At 70.8% G+C, this 18,476-nt stretch carries 19 protein-coding genes and 1 pseudogene; 7 read left to right on the forward strand and 13 right to left on the reverse strand.

Annotated elements, in window-relative coordinates; all coding sequences use genetic code 11:
* Positions 1-72: 72 nt before the first annotated feature.
* The 5 genes from AB0M18_RS16195 to AB0M18_RS16215 all read right to left on the reverse strand — a co-directional run bounded on the left by AB0M18_RS16195 (position 73) and on the right by AB0M18_RS16215 (position 7,309).
* Positions 73-1,500: a non-reducing end alpha-L-arabinofuranosidase family hydrolase gene (locus AB0M18_RS16195; RefSeq protein WP_365758245.1), complete on the reverse strand. Its 1,428-nt coding sequence runs from the start codon at positions 1,498-1,500 to the stop codon at positions 73-75.
* Positions 1,501-1,970: 470 nt separating this feature from the next.
* The gene (locus AB0M18_RS16200) at positions 1,971-2,954 is read right to left on the reverse strand and encodes an acetylxylan esterase (RefSeq protein WP_365758247.1); all 984 of its coding nucleotides are present in this window, start codon (positions 2,952-2,954) and stop codon (positions 1,971-1,973) included.
* A 137-nt stretch (positions 2,955-3,091) separates the two neighbouring features.
* Positions 3,092-5,971 (reverse strand): glycoside hydrolase family 3 C-terminal domain-containing protein, encoded by a 2,880-nt coding sequence (locus AB0M18_RS16205; RefSeq protein WP_365758249.1) that lies wholly within the window; start codon positions 5,969-5,971, stop codon positions 3,092-3,094.
* A 178-nt stretch (positions 5,972-6,149) separates the two neighbouring features.
* A complete protein-coding gene (locus AB0M18_RS16210) occupies positions 6,150-6,434 on the reverse strand; it encodes a hypothetical protein (RefSeq protein WP_365758310.1) in 285 nt (94 codons plus the stop codon).
* A gap of 59 nt (positions 6,435-6,493) precedes the next feature.
* Positions 6,494-7,309 carry a phytanoyl-CoA dioxygenase family protein gene (locus AB0M18_RS16215; RefSeq protein WP_365758251.1) on the reverse strand — a complete coding sequence of 272 codons (816 nt, stop codon included), beginning with the start codon at positions 7,307-7,309 and terminating at the stop codon, positions 6,494-6,496.
* Between the two features lie 145 nt (positions 7,310-7,454).
* On the opposite strand from AB0M18_RS16215, the gene AB0M18_RS16220 reads away from it, so the two are divergent.
* Positions 7,455-8,255, forward strand: coding sequence for a helix-turn-helix transcriptional regulator (locus tag AB0M18_RS16220; protein ID WP_365758312.1), 801 nt, complete (start codon positions 7,455-7,457; stop codon positions 8,253-8,255).
* 402 nt (positions 8,256-8,657) lie between these two features.
* On the opposite strand, the gene AB0M18_RS16225 is transcribed toward AB0M18_RS16220, so the two are convergent.
* The gene (locus tag AB0M18_RS16225; RefSeq protein ID WP_365758253.1) at positions 8,658-9,851 is read right to left on the reverse strand and encodes a Gfo/Idh/MocA family oxidoreductase; all 1,194 of its coding nucleotides are present in this window, start codon (positions 9,849-9,851) and stop codon (positions 8,658-8,660) included.
* Between the two features lie 104 nt (positions 9,852-9,955).
* On the opposite strand from AB0M18_RS16225, the gene AB0M18_RS16230 reads away from it, so the two are divergent.
* Complete coding sequence (locus AB0M18_RS16230; protein ID WP_365758255.1) at positions 9,956-10,816, forward strand: helix-turn-helix domain-containing protein; 861 nt, start codon at positions 9,956-9,958, stop codon at positions 10,814-10,816.
* A gap of 263 nt (positions 10,817-11,079) precedes the next feature.
* Positions 11,080-11,270, forward strand: a pseudogene (locus AB0M18_RS16235) (hypothetical protein); the annotation flags it as partial.
* Positions 11,271-11,278: 8 nt separating this feature from the next.
* On the opposite strand, the gene AB0M18_RS16240 reads toward AB0M18_RS16235, so the two are convergent.
* Both AB0M18_RS16240 and AB0M18_RS16245 read right to left on the reverse strand, forming a co-directional pair.
* Positions 11,279-12,022 (reverse strand): NPCBM/NEW2 domain-containing protein, encoded by a 744-nt coding sequence (locus AB0M18_RS16240; protein ID WP_365758257.1) that lies wholly within the window; start codon positions 12,020-12,022, stop codon positions 11,279-11,281.
* Positions 12,023-12,756: 734 nt separating this feature from the next.
* A complete protein-coding gene (locus tag AB0M18_RS16245) occupies positions 12,757-13,401 on the reverse strand; it encodes a type III effector protein (protein ID WP_365758259.1) in 645 nt (214 codons plus the stop codon).
* 130 nt (positions 13,402-13,531) lie between these two features.
* On the opposite strand from AB0M18_RS16245, the gene AB0M18_RS16250 reads away from it, so the two are divergent.
* From AB0M18_RS16250 to AB0M18_RS16265, 4 genes are all read left to right on the forward strand, one after another.
* Complete coding sequence (locus AB0M18_RS16250) at positions 13,532-13,966, forward strand: Hsp20/alpha crystallin family protein (RefSeq protein ID WP_365758261.1); 435 nt, start codon at positions 13,532-13,534, stop codon at positions 13,964-13,966.
* 154 nt (positions 13,967-14,120) lie between these two features.
* Positions 14,121-14,519, forward strand: coding sequence for a DUF2267 domain-containing protein (locus AB0M18_RS16255; protein ID WP_365758263.1), 399 nt, complete (start codon positions 14,121-14,123; stop codon positions 14,517-14,519).
* An 80-nt stretch (positions 14,520-14,599) separates the two neighbouring features.
* On the forward strand, positions 14,600-15,133 hold the full coding sequence (locus AB0M18_RS16260) for a DUF2267 domain-containing protein (protein WP_365758265.1): 534 nt from the start codon (positions 14,600-14,602) through the stop codon (positions 15,131-15,133).
* 98 nt (positions 15,134-15,231) lie between these two features.
* On the forward strand, positions 15,232-15,711 hold the full coding sequence (locus AB0M18_RS16265) for a universal stress protein (RefSeq protein WP_365758267.1): 480 nt from the start codon (positions 15,232-15,234) through the stop codon (positions 15,709-15,711).
* A 12-nt stretch (positions 15,712-15,723) separates the two neighbouring features.
* Here the strand turns inward: AB0M18_RS16265 and AB0M18_RS16270 are convergent, their stop codons facing one another.
* The 5 genes from AB0M18_RS16270 to AB0M18_RS16290 form a co-directional block, all read right to left on the reverse strand.
* On the reverse strand, positions 15,724-15,969 hold the full coding sequence (locus AB0M18_RS16270) for a hypothetical protein (RefSeq protein WP_365758269.1): 246 nt from the start codon (positions 15,967-15,969) through the stop codon (positions 15,724-15,726).
* A gap of 236 nt (positions 15,970-16,205) precedes the next feature.
* Complete coding sequence (locus AB0M18_RS16275; RefSeq protein ID WP_365758271.1) at positions 16,206-16,367, reverse strand: hypothetical protein; 162 nt, start codon at positions 16,365-16,367, stop codon at positions 16,206-16,208.
* On the reverse strand, positions 16,364-16,690 hold the full coding sequence (locus tag AB0M18_RS16280; protein ID WP_365758273.1) for a hypothetical protein: 327 nt from the start codon (positions 16,688-16,690) through the stop codon (positions 16,364-16,366). The genes AB0M18_RS16275 and AB0M18_RS16280 overlap by 4 nt, the downstream gene beginning before the upstream one ends.
* Before the next feature lie 288 nt (positions 16,691-16,978).
* Positions 16,979-17,935: an NmrA/HSCARG family protein gene (locus AB0M18_RS16285; protein WP_365758275.1), complete on the reverse strand. Its 957-nt coding sequence runs from the start codon at positions 17,933-17,935 to the stop codon at positions 16,979-16,981.
* A 49-nt stretch (positions 17,936-17,984) separates the two neighbouring features.
* On the reverse strand, positions 17,985-18,476 hold a 492-nt coding region (locus AB0M18_RS16290; RefSeq protein WP_365758277.1), incomplete at its 5' end, for an Hsp70 family protein.

Consider the following 18,476-nt stretch of genomic DNA (forward strand, 5'->3'; position numbering starts at 1 on the left):
CACGGCGGAAGCCGCCGTGCGTGCCGGATCGGTCAGGGGCATGAGCGTGCGTTCAGGTACGCGCGCGGGGGCTCAGCGCTGCAGGGTGAGCAGGCCCGGCCGGTAGGGCAGTCGCTGGTACGGGGTCCCCTGCGGTGTGGCGGGGTCGTAGCCCTGGTAGAGGAACTGCAGCTTGCAGGGGTCGACGGTCATGGTCTGGTCGGCGTTGACGCGGACCAGGTCACCGTGGCTGATGTCGTCGGTCCAGGTGGCACCGCTGTTGGCCTTGCCCGCGAAGGGGCTGCTCTCGCTGCCGGCCCGGACGGTCCACGGTCCGGTCAGGCTGGAGGCGGTGAACGAGCGGAAGAAGCGGTCCTCGCTAGCACCCCGCGCCTCGACGATCATGAGGTACTGGTCCCGGCCCTGGACCTTGTAGACCTCCGGCGCCTCGAACAGGTTCTTCACCGTGTCGCTCATGACCGTCGTGTACGACGAGCCGAAGCTGCCGGGGAAGTTCCCGATCGGCAGGGTCGACCGGTAGATCTTGCCGTTGTCGTCGGCGAAGAACAGGTGCATGTTCTGGTCGTCGCCGATCAGGGTCGGGTCGATGGGGCCGGACTCGGGGAGGCTGCCGGTGAACAGCGGCTGCGGGGCGGACCAGCCGTTGGGGTTCGTGGGGTCGCTGGACGTGCGGTAGCTGAAGGGCCAGGCGGTGCCCCACCCGTTCGAGGCCAGGACCCAGATGTCCTTGGGCGCGAAGTAGAACAGCTTGGGCGCCACCGCCAGGCCCTGGGTCATCCCGGTCTGGGGGGCCGTCGCCATGTCCGACCAGTTCGTGAAGGGACGGAACGCCATCGTGCCCCACGACGAACCGTCGGAGGTGGTCGCGTAGACCAGGTTCTGGCCGTTGTACGGCACGGTGGTGAAGTCCTTCAGCGCGGCCCACCCGTTCGCGGGCTGCGCCAGCGGACCGGTCGAGGTCCACCGGTACGTCGACGGGAGGGAACACGTGTTGCCCGGCTCGGACAGGCCGGTCCACTTCTGGTTGCCGCCGCCGTTGCACGCCCAGAGCTGCACCGCCGTGCCGTTGGCCGTACCGGCGCCCGCAACGTCAAGACACAGTCCGGACTCCACGGCGACGACCGTGCCGTCGGCGTCGACCCGCCACTGCTGGTTCGTACCGCCGTTGCAGCTCCAGATCACCGGTCGGGTCCCGGCCGTGGTGGCGTGGCCCGGAACGTCCAGGCACTTGCCGCCGTACACGGTCAGCCGGTTGTCGTCCGTCAGGGTCCACCGCTGGTTGGTCCCGCCGTGGCAGTCCCAGATCTGCAGGTTCGTGCCGTCGGCCTGGTCGCCGCCCGGCACATCGAGGCACCGGCCGGAACTGACACCACGCAAGGCGCCGCTGGTGGCTGCGTGGGCCGGGCCGGCGACGAGCATCGCCGCCAGTGAGACCAGGGCCGCGAGCACGGCGGGGAGTGTCAGGGACCGATATCCGCGGCGGAGTCGGCGTCTGCGCATGGTGACCTCTCACATCCTTGAGTAGGCGGTTCAAGCGTCCTGGCCCGGAGCCGGGTCGCCCGAAGGGGTGCGGTGGCAGGTGGTTCGCGGTTTCCGGCGCCGCCGGACGAGGCCCTACCGCGTGGAGGGCGAGTGCGCACGCCGTGCCGCCGTGGCGGCAGCTCGCGAAGGACAGGGCGGGTCGGCCAGGTCAGGCCCAGGGGCCGACCTGGCAGGGGTGCACGTACGGCGCGTGGCCGTAGCGGCGCGGATGGCGACCGGAGGCGTACCGGAAGAAGCGGCGGTTGGCGTCCGGCGCGTCGGATGCCTACATGCTCGGCCCATTACTGGCGAACGCGGCCGTCGTGTCCGCGTGGCCCGCCTTGCCGGCGGCGCGGCGCCGGAGGCGGCACCTCTGAAGGGCGGGGGACACCCGGCGGGACGTGTAGTAACAGGGACTTCGCTCCTCCACCGAGGTGCTCACGCGGCGGTCAGAGTTCCGGTGCGAGACCACGCTCGCGCAGCCAGGACAGCTGGACCGGCGGGTTGGAGCCGTAGCCGCCGCCGTGGTCGCCGAAGGGCCAGACGGTCATGGTGCGGTCCTCGCCCCGGTAGTGGTTGTAGGCGGCGTAGACCGTCGAGGGTGGGCAGATCGGGTCCATCAGGGCGACGCTGAACAGCCCCGGTGCGGTGGCCCGTTGGGCGAAGTGGACGCCGTCGAAGTAGTCGAGGGTGGCGAGGGTCTGTTCCACGCGGTCGCGGCTGTGCCAGCGCAGGTACTCGGCGATCTCCGGGTACGGGCCCTCCCCGGTGATCTGCACGGCACGGCGGAAGTGGCACAGGAACGGGACGTCCGGCAGTGCCGCCGCCACGCGGTCTCCGGCGAGAGCGGCGACGGCGAGGGTCAGGCCACCGCCCTGGCTGCCTCCCGCCACCACGATCCTGCGCGGGTCGAGGCCGGGCAGCTCGGCGACGGCGTCCACGGCGCGTACGCAGTCGGTGATCAGCCGCCGGTAGTAGTAGTTCTCGGAGGAGTCGATGCCTCGGGTCATGAACCCCCCGGCCCACTGCGTGCCGTCGCCCGCCGTCCGGTCCGGGGTGTCGTGGCCCTGGCCCCGGCTGTCGACGACGAGCTGGGCGTAGCCGGCGGCCGACCAGAACAGGTGCTCGGTGGGCAGACCACGGCCGCCGCTGTAGCCCATGTACGTGACGACGACCGGCAGCGGTCCTTCCGCTCCGCGCGGGCGCAGGAGCCAGGCGGCCACCGGCTCGCCGTTCCAGCCGGGGAAGCGCACGTCGTCGACCTCGACGGTGTGCAGCAGGTGCGCGGAAGTGACCCGTTCGACCTTGATCGTCCCGTCGTAGGACCGGGCTTCGGCAAGGGTGCGGCGCCAGAACGCGTCGAAGTCGTTCGGGGCGGGCAGCTGCGGCTGGTAGCCGACGAGTTCGTCGGCCCCGAGGTCGGTGAGCGGCATGGGGCTTCCTCTGGTCGGAGTGCGGACGAGGCGGCGGGGGATCGAGTGGCATCGGGACCACCCGCCTCGCGAGTCCAAGGCACGGCTGGGCAAGGGAGCGGCGGCCCGTCCTCCCCTCCGTCGGACGGGCCGCCGGCTTACGGGGAGGGCGCAAGCGGTCGGTCGACCCTGCCAGGGCTGCCGAAGCGGAAGGCGGAGAGGCGGAAGCCACCGTGCAGGGTCAGGCGCAGGTCGTGGACGCCCTCGGGCGGGGTGGCCAGTTCGCCTGCGACGGTCTGCCATGCGTAGCGGTCGCCGGTGAGGGGGACGTCGAGCTCGGCAAGGACCCGGTCGCCCGCGCGGACGACCAGCCGCGCCTCGCCGGGTCCGGCGTCCTCGCGGGCGGTCTCGGCCTCGATCCGGACGGCCCCGGAGAGGTCGACGCCGTGGAAGAGAAGCGTCCCGGGCCGAGCGGGGTCGGTGGGCGTGACCGCGTCACCGTCGGACCGAGTGGCGTCGACGAGGGTGACGTCCGCGTAGTCGTCGAAGTCGACCGCCAGGGTCCGCCGGTCCACGACGACCCGGGGCCCCGAGGCCGTCCCGGTCACCGTGAGCGGTGCGGTGAGGACCGGGTGATCGGCGGAGCGGGCGACGATGATCTCGTAGCCGCCGGGATCGACGGTGAAGGAGGAGGTGGCGACATCCCAGTGGGCGAGCCGTTCGGCGGGCAGCCGGAACGTCACCTCGCGGCTCCCCGCTGGCTCCAGGCGCACCTTGCGGAAGTCGGCCAGGCGCAGTCTGGGCGCCTCGTGACGGGCGTCCAGCTCCCGGACGTAGAGCTGCACCACCTCGCTGCCGGCCCGGGCACCGCTGTTGGCCAGGGTCACCGTGATGTCGACCGCGCCGTCCTGGCCGGTCGACGACCGCGACAGCCGCAGGTCGCGGTAGGAGAAGTCGGTGTACGACAGGCCGTGGCCGAAGGGGTAGAGGGGCGCGGCCGCGTGGTACTGGTAGGTCCAGCCCGCCTTGATGATGTCGTAGTCGAGCGGGGCCGGCAGCGGATCGTCGCCTCGGTACCAGGTCTGCGGGAGGCGCCCGGCGGGGTCGGCCTCGCCGACGAGCACGGCGGCCAGCGCGTGGCCCGTCTCCTGCCCGCCGTGGGAGGTCCACACCACGGCGGGCAGGTGCTCGTCGGCCCAGTCGACGGCGTACGGGTAGCTGCTCATCACCACGAGCGCCGTCTCCGGGCGTACGGAGGCGACCTCGCGGAGCAGCTCCTCCTGCCCCTTGGGCAGGTCGGTGTCCGCGCGGTCCTCGGTCTCACGGCCGTTGATCATGGGGTGGTTGCCGAGGACGACGACCGCCGCGTCGGCCGCCCCGGCGGCTGCCCGGGCCTCGGCCGCGCCGTCGCGCAGCAGCTCTCGCTCCCAGCGTTCGGCGGAGTCCGGGGTATCGGCCGTCACGGTGACGCGGCCGTCGGTCGGATCCACGGCGGCGTAGCGGCCGGTGAGCACGGAGCGCAGCAGCACCGTGTCCTCCCCGGCCGGTTCGAGCCGGAAGGCCTCCTTGACGAACCAGTTCTTGAGCACCGTCTGGTCGGCCGCCACGGAGGCGTCGTCCTTGAGGCTCAGGTAGCGGCCGGTGTCGGCGGCGCGGAGGGTCAGCGCGCCACGGCCCCAGTCGGTCACGTCGAAGGCGGTCTTGCCGAGGAGTTCGCCGGTGGTGCGGGAGCGCAGCGCGATACGGTCGGCGCCCTCCACCCGGACCACCTCGCCGCCGTGGGCGCCGAGTGCGGCGGCGAGGCCGTCGGCGACGGTCACCTGGTAGGGCATGGTGCCGCTGTACCAGTCCTCGCACAGCGTGTCGGCGAGTGGGCCGATGACGGCGATCCTCGGTGTCCGCGCCGGGTCCAGCGGCAGCAGGCCGTCGTTCTTGAGCAGTACCACCGACTCGGTCGCCGCGTGCCGTGCCAGGGCGCGGTGCTCGGGGCTGTCGACCGCCTCCGGGCCGATCCCGGCGTACGGGTCGAGGTCCGGGTCGAACTCGCCGAGCCGGAAGCGTAGTTCGAGCTGGCGACGCACCGCGCGGTCCACGTCGGTCTGGTCCATCAGGCCGCGCTCCAGCGCCTCGCGCAGTCGGCCGACCGGCGTGGCGCTGTCCTCGTCGTGGTCGGTGAAGCTGTCGATGCCGGCCTTGAGCGCGGCGGCGTGGGACTCGGCGTGGTCGTCGAAGTAGTGCTCCGGGTCGACCAGGTTGGAGGGGGCCTCGGCGTCGCTGACCACGAACAGCTCGTGTCCGGTGGGCCGCGCCCAGCGGCGCAGCTCGGTCTCGATCAGCGGGCTGATGTGGCAGGGGCGGCCGTTGACCAGGTTGTACGCGGCCATGGCTCCGGTCGCGGCGCCGGAGGCGACGACGGGCCGGAAGGCGGCCAGGTCGTACTCGTGGAGCACGCGCGGGCGCAGTCCGGAGGAGGTGGTGCAGCGGTCGTCCTCGTTGTTGTAGGCGAGGAAGTGCTTGAGAACGGGAGCCGCCCGCAGGTAGGTCGGGTGGTCGCCGGCCAGGCCCCGGCAATATGCCTCGCCGAGCCGGGCGGTGTGCACCGGGTCCTCGGAGTAGCCCTCCTCGTTGCGTCCCCAGCGCGGGTCGCGCAGCAGGTTCAGGACGGGTGCCCAGGCCTGCAGGCTGTGAAAGCCGCCGCCGGTGGCGGGCCGGCGGTGGTGGAAGGCCCGCAGCTCGACCGAGACGGCCTCGGCGACCCGGCGCACCAGGTCCTCGTCCCAGGTGGCGCCGAGGCCGACGGCCTGCGGGAAGACCGTCGCCACCCCCAGCCAGGAGACCCCGTGCAGGGCCTCGCTGCCCGTACGGAAGGCAGCGAGGCCGAGCCGTGGGACGGCCGGCACGTACTGGTGCAGCATCGCGATCCGCTCTTCGGGCATGAGCCGTGAGAGCAGGTCGTCGACGCGCTTCTGCAGTGGCAGGGCGGGATCACGGAAATCGGGCGGCTCGGATGCGGATGCGGATGCGGGCGCGGAACTCACGTGGGAAACCCCTCAGGCGAGCGGATGACGATGGCCGTTCGTCGAAGCGCTTCGACGGTCCCATTCACTTCATGACCTGTCAATGAAAGCGACAGAGAATGCGCTTCCCGCCGTCGACTCTTCCGTGTCCGGCCGAACCACTCCGTCACCCTCCCTTGTCGAGTCAAGCGATTCGACGTCAGGATCCGGTCTGCGCCCGCACGTCGACGACTCGTTCGAAGAAGAACTCGTGCTTGAGGAAGGAGACGTCGTACTCGTGACCCGGGTACGGCGGGATCAGCTGGGCGGCCTGGAACAGCCGCCAACCGTCCTGCAGCGCGGCCACTCCCGACTCGTACGGCGGCTCGTCGCCGTCACCCGTGGTGGGTGAGGTGCGGCCGGTGCCGTCGTAGCGCGACCAGCCGACGACAGGGGAGTCCAGCGCCGAGCTTGCCAGGTACAGCACGAGCACCTGCTGCCGCAGCACCGGGGCGGCGGTGGCGTCTCCGGTGTCCGCCGACGCGGGCGGGACCGATTCGGTCGTCATGCCGCGGTCTCCTTCGGGCGGTTGGAGACCCTGGTCACCCAGTGGTCGAGGTCGAAGCCGTCGTCGCCGGTCAGCTCCCGCCACAGCAGAATGCGGTTGTACCGCTCCAGCCGGCCGGTCGCTCCCTCGTACCACGGGAACATCGCGTCCAGCTCCGCGGTCACCTGCGGGTCGTGGAGGTCCGAGGTGTCCCACAGACGTCGTTGACGCACCCTGGGATTGAAGCGGATCTTGAACATGTAGCGGAGGACGTCACTGTCGTTGCGCCGGCCCCCGTGCCAGATGCCGTGGTGCAGAAGCACCACCGTGCCGGCCGGGCAGACCAACCGGTCCTGACCGCGCAGGTTCTGGTAGCGGCCGGTGTCCGATTCGTTGATCCGCCGCAGATGGCTGCCCGGCACGCTGAGCGTTCCACCCATCTCCAGCGTCACGGTCTGCGGGTAGTACATCAACTGGACGTCGAAGGCGTCCGGTCGGACGTCGATGATGGCGTCCCCGTGCAGCGGCTGCGCGGCGCCTCCGTGAGGCTCGCGGATGTGCACGAAGTGGTGGTCCACCCATGGCTCCGGGCCGACCAGGCTGCGCAGGGCCCCTGCCACCTGCGGCAGTTCGAGCAGCCTGCGGACGAAGGAGCCCTTCGCGTACGCATCGGACAGCGGCGTCCCGTACGGCACCGGCGGCACCCCGCCCGCCAGTACCGCCAAGCCCTCGGCGTTCATCTCCGCCGGCACCACCGCGTCAAGGCGTAGTGACCCGCGCGCCACGAAGCGCGCCATCTGCACCGAGTTCAGCAGTTCCTGTCTGTTCTCCATGACGGCCACGCTAGGTCCCGCCGGCCGCGCACCAGGTGGGCAGCGCTCACCCTCCACTGGTCGATTCTCACCAGGCTGCCAGAGGCGTCCATCGAGGACCGCGCCCCAGGAGTGGGCGACGTGCGCCGGGGTAGAACACGTGACCATGCAGACGGTCCTCGCCCATCTCGACGAGCCTCCCGCTCTCGCCGCCCTCGGCATCGGCGTGCACGGTCCGGCCGGCCGGGTCGACGTGTTCTCGCTGCCCGACCTGTGGCAGCTCCATCTGTACGGCTACGAGGCCGACTTGACGGTCGACGGAACCGAGCATGCGATCCGACCCGGGCGGGTCAGCCTCGTACCGCCCGGGACCGAGGTGCGCTACCGCTATCGGGGTCGCTCCGAACACCTCTACGCCCACCTCCGCCTGGGCAGGGCCGGAACACCCCACAGCATTCCCGTGATCCAGCCCACCGGACACGACCTCGACCTGCTCACCGCACAGTTGCGGCAGGCACTGGCCGCCTGGCCGAACACCCCGGCCGGGGCCACTGCCGAGGTGTGGGCCGCCCTGTGGCGGATCGCCCGGCTCGCCCCCCTGCGGGAGCAGAGCGCCCGGGCCGTCCATCCGGCGGTGGTGGCCGCGACGGCCCTGATCGAGGCGCGGCTGACGGAGCCCTTGACCGTGCCGGAGATCGCGAAGGCCGCCGGCGTCTCCCACAACCACCTGACCCGGCTCTTCCGCGCCGCCACCGGGGAGACCGTCGTCGGCTACATCCGGGCCCGCCGGATGGAACGCGCCCGCCACTTCCTGCGGGCCACCACGCTCTCCATCCCCGCCGTCGCCGCCTCGGTCGGCATCCCCGACCTCCAGGCGTTCAACAAGGCCTGCCGCCGTGAACTCGGGGCGTCACCTCGCGGCATCCGTACCGCCGGTCCCGCCCCGCGCGACAGCGCGGCTCAGTAGATCCAGACCATCGGCAGCCCGTCTCCGGTCTCCGGTCTCCCACAAGACTCGATCGGCTCCCGCTCCGAAGATCTCCGGCAACCCTTTCGCCTCCGGCGGCAACTGAGCAGTGCACCATCGGCTCGAGCTCCGGACGGACGCGCGGACAACGAGGCAGGCAACGCGGCAGCGCAGGCACAGGCGCAAGCACAGACACGGCCTGAGGTGGACCACGGCGGCGGTACTGACAGCCGCAGGCGTCCTCACCTGCCTGGTGATGGCACTGCGCCCGGCCCGACGGCCGATGCGGGGGCGGCCACACTCGTGGCCCCCGTCGCCGGCACCGAGGCGGCGCCCACGAGTCGCCCGACCTCGACGGCCCGGTGGGGATGCCGTCCGCAGCGCCACCGTGGTCGGGTGGTGCTACGTGGTGCGCGGCCCGTCTCCGTGGTCGGGGATGGGGAGGCGCACGCCGGCCCGCAGGGCGGATTGGTGGGCGATGATGCCGGGGAGGGTGTAGCGGGCGGCGGTCCACGCGTGCAGCGGTGGAGGCGTTCGTGTCGTGACCGCGGTGGCGAAGTCGTCGGCGAGGAAGTGGTGACTGCCCTCGTGGCCGTTGGGTGCGTGCGCGAACTCACGCGGGAGTCGAGAGCGGTCGTGGACGGGTGCCGTGCCGGAGGCGAAGGCGTCGCGCAGCTCCGGGGCGACGTGGGAGAGCGCCGGGTCGTCCGGTGTGAGGGTGGGCGCGGGGCACAGGTGCGCGGTGACGTCGTGCTCGCCCTTCTTGTCCTGCCACAGACTGACCGAGCCGAGTTGTTCGAGGACTGCTTCCGTGCCGAAGTAGCGGAAGCGTGACTCCTTGCCGATGTATCCGACCCTGCGGAACTCGTTCGTGCGGAAGCTGCCGCCACCTGCGACCTCGAACAGTGCGGTCGCGTTGGAGATGTCGTTGTCGAACTGGCTGATCTCGCGGTCGAACACGCCGTCGCCGCGCTCGTCCGGAACGCCGATCGCCGAGACGCTCACGGCGTGGGTCTGCCAGGCGCCGAGGACTCCGCCGATCGAGTGCGTGGGGTAGAGCAGCGGCGGGTAGCTGGCGGTGGACTTCCAGTTCTCACCGCCGCTGTACTTGTACGCGTCGTAGAAGCCCCAGTCCATGTCGTGGACGTAGTCGCCTTCCGCGTAGAAGATCCGGCCGAACGCTCCCGCGGCGATCTGGGCGCGCGCGTAGACGGTCGCCGGGTGGTAGTAACTCGTCTCGCCCATCATGTAGATCCGGCCGGTCTCCTCGACCGCTGCGATGATGTTCGCGATCTCGGCCTCGGTCACGCCCATGGGGACCGCACTGTAGACGTCCTTGCCCGCACGCAGCGCCTGCACGGCGAGGGGGCCGTGGGTCCAGCGCTGGGTGAAGAGCGCGATGGCGTCGAGATCGGAGTCGAGCATGTCCTCGAACGAGGGGAGCGTGCCGACGAGGTCATGCTCGGTGACGAGTTGCTCGGCGCGCTCCGGGAGCAGATCGGTGACCTTGATGTCACCGACGTTCGGGTGCAGGCGCCAGAGTTTGGCGAACGAACCGGCGAACTGGCCGGCGCCGACGATGCCGAGTGAGAACACGCGAAATCTCCATCAGGAACGTAGGAGTGGTGCGAGCTGGTGCCGGTCGCATGACGGTGCGGGCTTCGGCACTGCTCCACGACGATAGGATCCGAGTACACGCGATGTCTGCACCGTTTCGAAGCGAGAACTTCTTGGATCCTCAGGGTGCTCTGGTCGACGAACCCTCGTACCTGCGCGGCTGGTCCGGGCGCCCGACGCTGATGGCGACAGCGCACCGGCACGACGACCTGGAGATCAACTTCGTGGCCGGCGGTGGGTCGATGCTCTATCTCTACGGCGGCGAACTCCTCGAAGTCGCGGTGGGCGGCCTGGCCGTGTTCTGGGCCGCGATCCCGCACCAGTTGGTGGCGAGCCAGGCGACGCGCGTCCACTGGCTGCATGTGCCCTTCGACCAGTTCCTCGCCTGGGGGCTGCCCCAACCGCTCCTCGCCCGTGTGCTCTCGGGCGTGCCGATGATCACTCCCGCAGCCCGTGCCGACGCGAGCGATCCGGCGAAGTTCACCCAGTGGGCCGCGGATCTGGCCGCGGGCGACGACGAACTGCACCACATCGCGATGCTGGAGATACAGGCGCGCGTCCGGCGTCTGGCGCTCGCCACGGTCGGTGATCCGGTGCATCGACACGCCGGTGACGATCCGGCCCTGCGCCAGGCGGTGTCCATGGCGCGGTACATCGCACATCACTTCCGCGAGCCGATCACTGTCGCGGACGTCGCCGCGGCGGCGAATGTCCATCCGACCTACGCCATGACCCAGTTCCGCAAGGTCGTACGTACCACGATCGGCGACTACGTGAAGCTGTACCGGCTCGCTGAAGCACGCCGGTTGCTGGTGACCACCGACCTTCCCGCGAGCCAGGTGGCTGCGGCCGCCGGCTTCGGTTCGGTCAGCCGTTTCTACCAGGTCTTCACCGACGCGTGCGGAACCACCCCGGCACGATTCCGACACGGACGCGGGCGCTGACTCGCCTGGCAACCCTTACCTGGCGACTCTTGACGAGAGCATGCAACCAGAAGCCCTGGTGACCCGAGTGCCCGTGCTCCGTGACGCTGTTCAGGACGACGACGGCATGGCATATCAGGTCACTTCCACATCCGGCAGCGCCGACCTGCACGGCTACAAGCTCACCGCCGACCGCACCGGTTGTGACGGCCTGGCCGCCGGCCGGCACGGCCGGGCCAGGTGTCGTCCCTGCCTCCGCCGCCTCCGACACACTTTTGCGGGTTATGCCGTACCGGGGGCCGTTGTGGGACAGGCTTGCGGCGGACGCTATCCGCTGGACTTCGTCGGTACGGGGCGGGGCGGTTCGATGTCCGACCCCGACAACGAAGGCCACTCCGGATACCGCATCGACCAGATCGCCGCACTCTCATACGCCACCGTCCTCGTGGCCTCCCTGGTCGTGTCCACCAGCGAATCCGAGTGTCAGGAGTGGAGAGTGGGATTTCCCAAAGCGGCGACGATGCCGTCCATGTAGGAGCATGACGGCCCTTCGGCCACGATCGAGAGTTTGACAACGCCAGTCACGTCAACTGTCACTGTCTGCGGACGGTTGATCACCAGGCCCACCGCCTTCCGCGCGCGCCCGTCGCCCATGACGGTGACCTTGATCGTGTCCACCGTGGTGTTGTCGTCCAGACCTGCGGTGAAGGTGAGTGACTTGTAGCGCTCGTTGACGCTGTACTGGATGGGTGAACCGTCGCAAGGGTTGGTGAACACCATGGCCTGGTCGTATCGCTTGGTTCCCATGGTCACCGGCCGGAGTTCGTAGTCGATGCTGCCGGAGAAGGGCTCCAGGTCCTTCAGCAGGACTGTTCCCGTCGGCAGGGCGGGGAGGGGCGTGGTCGACGACGTCTCCGGGCCGGTTGTGTCGGAACTGGCCGGCGGAGAGGTGGTGTCGGCCACCGTTGGAGGCGGAGTCGTCGTGACGACCGGGGCCTGTGGCTCGGGCTTGCGGGCCGTGGGTGAGTTGATCACGGCCGGGAGACCGAAGAAGCCGAGCAGCACGCCGGCCACAGCGGCCAGAGCCGAGATGAGCGCCGCGATCTCTCCCAGGCGCCGGGGCGGCGGCGGGGCGGCTGCCGGGGGCGGGGTCGTCGGTAGCGGTGGCGTGGGCGGAGAGCTCGGTGCCGGTGGCACGTTGTTGGGTGGTAAGGCGTCGTCGCTCATGTGTCTCCCCCTCAGGCACAGCCGTGTTCGGCGGTCACATTGAATCCGATCGCGCGGTCAAGTGACAGGTCTTTCAAGGAAGTTGGCGTGCTCCGACGGGCTGCGCCGGACCAAGGCGACCGGAGTTGCGCGCCGTCGACTCGACACGCTCGGGACGGTCGCCCGCCGGGACGAGGGAACGAGCTTGCACCAGACGGGCGCGGAACACGCGCCGCAGGCGGTCAGTGGTCACTCCGCGCGGGGGCCGACCGGGCCCGCGCCCCCGACGAACCCGTTCCCTCCCAGCCCGCCGACGCCTCGGCCAGGCCCACACCCCGCGCCGGTTCCGGCGCCGGAGCCGGGTTCTCGGGGAGTGCGAACGGCGATGGGAACCCCGCCGAACGATCCTGTTCCGCCGAGTCCCCCGCCGGCGCCTGGCCCAGGTCATGGCCCCGCAGCCGGGGCCGGTTCCCGGTCCGGTACCCGCGCCGGAGCCGGTCACCTGGCCCGGCCAGGGCAGAGGCGCCGACGGCGATCGGACGCCGCCGGGAAGAGAAAGCGGGACCGAGGTCTCAGACCGGGCGGGCGGCCCACTGCCCGACTCGTCCGGGACACCTTTGCGGATCAATTCCATCGAGGCCGAACGCCCGCCTCCGGGGTGCGACGGCTCGGCTCCCCGGTGCGGAATGCCCTCGAAGACCCGGCAATGACGCCTCGCCCCTCGGCGCCGGTCCCCACCCGACTGCCCATGCCCGTCAGGGCTGTGAGGTGCCGGAACGGCGCTGGTCGCTTTCGATACGGAGGTCTGCGGTGCGTCGGGCGATGGCGTCGACACGCTCGGCGAGGCCGGCGGGCAGCGAGAGGCGGGTGGTGCGGGCGCGGGCGAGGGGTTCCAGGAGGCGGGCGGGGTCGCTGTCCGCGAGTGCCTGGCTGAGGTCGCGCCGCAGAGCGGCGGGGAGGGCATCGAGGGCGGTGATCTGCCCGGCGAGCTGCCGCAGGTCGGCGGCGTTGTCGCGGGCCCAGCCGGTGACGGTGCGGTCGGCGGCTCGGCGGTCGCGGGTGGCCTGGACGCGCTCTTCGCGGGTGGCGCCGGGGCGGCCGGGGCGTACCCGCAGATAGCGGCGTTCCGCGGCCTGTCTGCTGGTGACGCCGAGGGGCTGGGCGAGGTCGGCCCAACTGGCGCCCGCGTCGCGGGCGACCTCGATGAGGCCGGGCTCCCAGCCGGCAAGCTGCTCGCGCAGCTCGCGCAGGAGCAGAAGTGCGGCGATCGCCTCCTCGGAGGAGGTGATCGGGGGTGTGACCGGAGTGCTCGCGGACCGTGCCGCACGGACGGTCTCGTCGATCGCGGCGAGCGCGACCAGCGCCGCCTGGAAGCTCACGGGGTCGCCGCCTCCGGCCATGGGATCACGCTCTTCCTGAGTGTCGTCGGTTCGATGACATCCGCAGTTGTCATCCATCCGTTGACATGTTACAACGGTGTCAGGTGAAGCGCATTGCAACCACTGCCTGAACCGATGGAGGTGTTCCACGATGTTGATGCGCACCGACCCCTTCCGCGAACTCGACCGCCTCACCCAGCAGTTGCTGGGCACGACCGGCACCTGGTCCCGTCCCGCCGCCGTCCCGATGGACGCCTACCGCGAGGGCGACGAGTACGTGATCATGATGGATCTGCCCGGCGTCTCCACCGACGCGATCGACATCGACGTCGAGCGGAACATGCTGACGGTCAAGGCCGAGCGCCGGCCGGTCGAGAAGGCCGACGACGTCCAGATGGAACTGTCCGAGCGGCCCCTCGGTGTCTTCTCCCGCCAGCTGGTGCTGGCCGACACCCTCGACACCGAGAAGATCACCGCGGACTACGCGGCAGGCGTGCTCACCTTGCGCATACCGATCGCCGAACGAGCGAAGCCGCGCAAGATCGCCATCGGCAGCGGTGACGACCGCAAGGAGATCAGCGGCTGAGCCGCCCCTAGGGCCTGCCCGGCGGATCATGGCCGGGTCCGACCCTGATCCGCCGGACAGGCCCTAGGCCGGGAGCGGAGGGCGACATCCTCTCCCCCTCGTTCGCCCCTCCGCTCCCGTCACCCCGCATCCCCCACGTACACAAGGGGTCGCGATGAGACTGCCATGGCAGACGTTCCTCGACCGGGTGCAGGAACGTGGTGACTACGGCACACCGCAGGAGGCCGAACGGGCCGCCCGGGTCGTGCTGGCGCTGCTCGGTGCCCATCTGGTCGGCGACGTGCGGGCCGCGCTCGCCGCCCGCCTGCCGGAGACCTTCGCCGTCGTCCTGCTCAACCCGCTCCAGGCCGCCGAACCGCTCTCACCGGAACGTTTCGTGCGGGCGACGGCCGCCTGGATCGAGGGAGCCACCGAACGGACGGCGGCCTGGGACGTCAGCGCCGTGCTCAGCGTCACCGCCGACGCGGCCGGCGAGGAACTCACCGCCCAGACACTCCTGCAGCTCCCACCCGGATACGACCTGCTCTTCGGCCGACCGCACCTTCCCCGGTGAGCCCGGCCCTCCTGTCGACACCTGTTCGCTCCGCCCGGCCGCGAGGTTCGGGCCCGCAGAGAACGGCGACCTGCACCACCATGACCCTCCAGACCGAGACCACGACCAAGACCCAGAACGGGACCGAGACCACGGCTCCGGCCGGCAGGTCCGCGACCGAGCGCGGCGGAGCCTCCTACGCCGGCCTCCTCGAACGCGTCCGTCACGAGGGCGCCTACCCGACCCGCGAGCGCGCCGAGCACGCGGTCCGCTCCGTCCTCGCGGCGCTGGGAAGACAACTCGTCGGGGACGAACGCGTCGAGCTCGCCGCCCGCCTCCCTCTCGAAGCGGCGCTGACCCTCACCGCGCAGATCCCCGCCACCATCCCGCTCACGGGCTGGGAGTTCGTCAAGGATCTCGCCCAGCGCACCGGCAACAGCCTGGCCACCATCCGCTGGGACGTCGGTGCGGTCCTCACCCCGATCGCCCGACTGGTCGGCCCCGACCTCACCGACCGCATCATCAGGCAGCTGCCCTCCGGCTATGCCCTTCTCTTCGGCAAGGCCGAACTCCTGCCCGGGCGCGGAAGTCAGCAGGGCTGCGCCGGAGGGGAGCGGCCGTTGACCGATGCGTGACAGTCAGCGGTCCGGGTAACCGGTAGACGTACGGGGCCGCTGCGGCAGCGGGCGGTGACGGGTGGGCACATGTACGCGCGAGTGAAGGGAGCGCGGTCATGAACACCAGCGAGCACATTGAGGAGACCACCCCGCGCATCGTCGTCGGAGTGGACGGCTCCCCGGCCTCGTACGAGGCGCTGCGGTGGGCGGTACAGCAGGCACGTGCGACCGGCGCGAAGCTGGAAGCCTGGGGCGCCTACGACGTACCCGGGGCGGTGGGCTGGTCGGCGCCCGCCGTGGACGCCGCCTTCGACGCGGGACAGGCCAGACAGGCGGTGTCCGACGAGATCCGCGCTGTGATCGATCAGACCGGCGACGTGCCCCTCGAAGAACACGTGGCTCGCGGCAATCCGGCCAGTGTCCTGACCGAGGCGTCGGTGGGCGCGGACCTGCTGGTCGTGGGCAGCAGAGGGCGGGGCGGATTCGCCAGCCTGCTCCTCGGCTCGGTCAGTCAGCAGTGTGCCGTGCACGCCTCCTGCCCGGTCGTCATCGTCCGTCCCGGTACTACCGCCGCGGGAGCGGGAAGGGACACATGACGTGCGCGTCGTTCACGTGGTCGACGGCCCTTCGGGAGCCCCGAACCGCCCCTCACCGCGCAGGCGCCACGCCGCGGCGGCTTCGATCTGGATCAGGTTGAGGCCGGTCTCCTTGGCGAGCGCTTCATTGTTCAGTCCGTACGGGTTCTGCCGAATCGCCCGGTCGATCTTCGCGGTCCACAGTTCCTCGTTGACGAACGGCCGCTCACGGTAGAGCTGCTGGAGCTCCGCGAGGTGTTCGACCCCGCACGCGACCACGGGACGCCGGCCGCCCCTGGGATCGAATCGCTCATCGACTCAACCGCCGTGACCGGAGGTCGTCATCTCGCTCCGGTCCGCGAGCTGTTGCCTTCCGAGCACGGCGGTCTCCTTCCGGAATGGGGACCGGCGCGCGACCATCCTGCTGTCCGCCCGGTCCCACCCCTGGCCGACACGCGCAGACGGGGCCCTCACGACGGCGTCATCCTGTACTCCGCCAGTGACAGGGCAGTCCATCACCCGGTGCCGACGAGCATCGCGGCGAGGGCAGCCAGCACGATGACGGCCGCGACCGCGGTCATCACGTACAGGAGCAGAGCAGAGAGCGGTTCCCCGCGAAGCTGGAGACACCGCAGGTGCCGCAGACAGCGACCGGCGCCGACACGTACACAGGTCATGCCGTCGAGCTGCGCGGCGGGGCGGCCCTCGCCGAGTGGGGTGAGGGGCACATCCAGTGGAACGGTCCCGGGGCGACGTCCGTCGCCCCGGTGAGGCTCAGGGGGATGCCGAGGGCGGCACACATGCGGTGTGCGCGGACGACGGCGCTGAGTGTCGCCGGGGTCGGCTCGCCGGCCGGGACGCGTACGGTCATCCGGCCGGGGCGATGCGTGTGGACGGCTGCCTCGATCTCCAGGGAGGCTGCGGCCCGGCTGGTGACGTCGAGCTGATCGTGCATGGTCATGCAGAGGGTGTCGCCGTCCATGGCGTGACTGATGAGCATGGTGGCCTCCCGTTCGCGCGTCCGCTGCCCGGGTTCTACGCGGGGCCGGATGGCACCGCCCGTCGCTGAGCGGGCGGGTTGCGGGGCCGTCCCAGGATGCCATCTCACCAGCCTTCTCGCTCCTCATGGCCGCACCGGCGGCGCTTCCAGGCTCCGGTTTTCCTGATCGCGTGCGCCGGCGATGAGTCGTGAGTCCGAGCCGACGAGCGCCTCCGCTGCCCTACGGCTTTCCGAGTACCCCGCACTCCGGCAGGGGGTGTGCGCGAAGGCGGCAACGACGGTCGGGTGTCACTGCCATGTGGTGAGCAGTCGGCCACGATGAGCGGCGAGCCAGGTGGCGAAGTCCTGGAGGGCGGGGTTCAGCTCACGGATGGCGATGAGGTCCCGGGCTGCGGTGAAGCGGTGCTCGCAGTCCGCGTAGTACCGGAACATGTTGCCCGATTCATCAGCCCCCGGAGTCCCCTGCGCACGCCACTCGTCGGCTGTGAGAGGCCGGTACCGCACGGGCACGCCGAGGGACATGGTGAGGGCCGCGGCCATGTCGGCGACCTTGAGGTGTTCCCCGGCGATGCTGATCGTGGCGGCGATGAGGTCCGCTCCGCGCCGGAGAATCGCCAGGGCGGTCCTGCCGATGTCGTCGACCGCGATGCCGGAGAGCCGGCTCTCGCCCATGGGATACGTGAGCTCGAAGGCGCCGTCCGGGCCGCGCTGCGGGGCGAAGGCGCCGAACAGGTTCTCCCAGTAGAACGTGGTGCGCAGGAACGTCGTCGGCACCGCCTCGTCGAGGAAGTAGTGGTCGGATTCCGACTTGCCGTCGAAGTGCGGCACCTTGTAACGCTCCTGGAGGGTCGGCATGCGGTCGTCGTCGAGCGGGATGCACTCCCGGGTGTCCTCCAGGGTGGACCAGATCGCGTGCTGCACTCCGGCGTGCGAGGCGGCCCGGGCGACCGCGTGCGCCTGGGTCTTCTCGCGCTCGGCGGACATGTGCTCCCAGAAGTTCGTGACCACGAAGGCGCCGTACGCGTGCGCGAAGGCCGGCGCGAGGGTGGGCGGATCGTCCATGTCGGCCCGGACGATGTCGTCGACGCCGAGCCGCTTCAGTTCCCGGGCGACTTCCCCGTCGGGGTGTCGGGTGACGGCGCGTACCGTGAACTCCTCCTCGCGGTCGGCGAGGATGGCCCGCACGAGTCCGCCGCCCTGCCTACCGGTCGCACCGATCACCGTGATGATTTTCCTGTCCGTCATGGCTCGATCGCCTCGCACCTCGGTTCAGCTGCTGTCGTCCCTCCCGCGCCTACTCGCCCTTGTCCTCCTGCTTGTCCTCGTCGACGATCTCGGCGTCGACGATGTCCTCCTCGCCGCCGGCTCCGCCGGCCGTGGGCCCGGCGCCCCCCTGCGCCTCCTGCTGCTGGGCGTACATCGCGGTGCCGATCCGCTGTGCGACGGTGGTCAGCCGGTCGACGGCAGTCCGGATCTCCGCGGCGTCCTCGCCCTTGAGCTTCTCCTTCAGCTCGGTGATCGCGGTCTCGACCTCGGACTTCACGTCACCCGGGACCTTGTCCTCGTTGTCCTTGAGTAGCTTCTCGGTCTGGTAGACGAGCTGCTCGCCCTGGTTGCGGGTCTCGGCGGCCTCGCGGCGGCGCCGGTCCTCCTCCGCGTGGGCCTCGGCGTCGCGCATCATCCGCTCGATGTCGTCCTTCGGCAGCGAGGAGCCGCCGGTGACGGTCATCTTCTGCTCCTTGCCCGTGCCCAGGTCCTTGGCGGTCACGTGCATGATGCCGTTGGC

Origin of the sequence: Streptomyces sp. NPDC051909 (assembly GCF_040681095.1) — a bacterium.
Classification (GTDB): domain Bacteria; phylum Actinomycetota; class Actinomycetes; order Streptomycetales; family Streptomycetaceae; genus Streptomyces.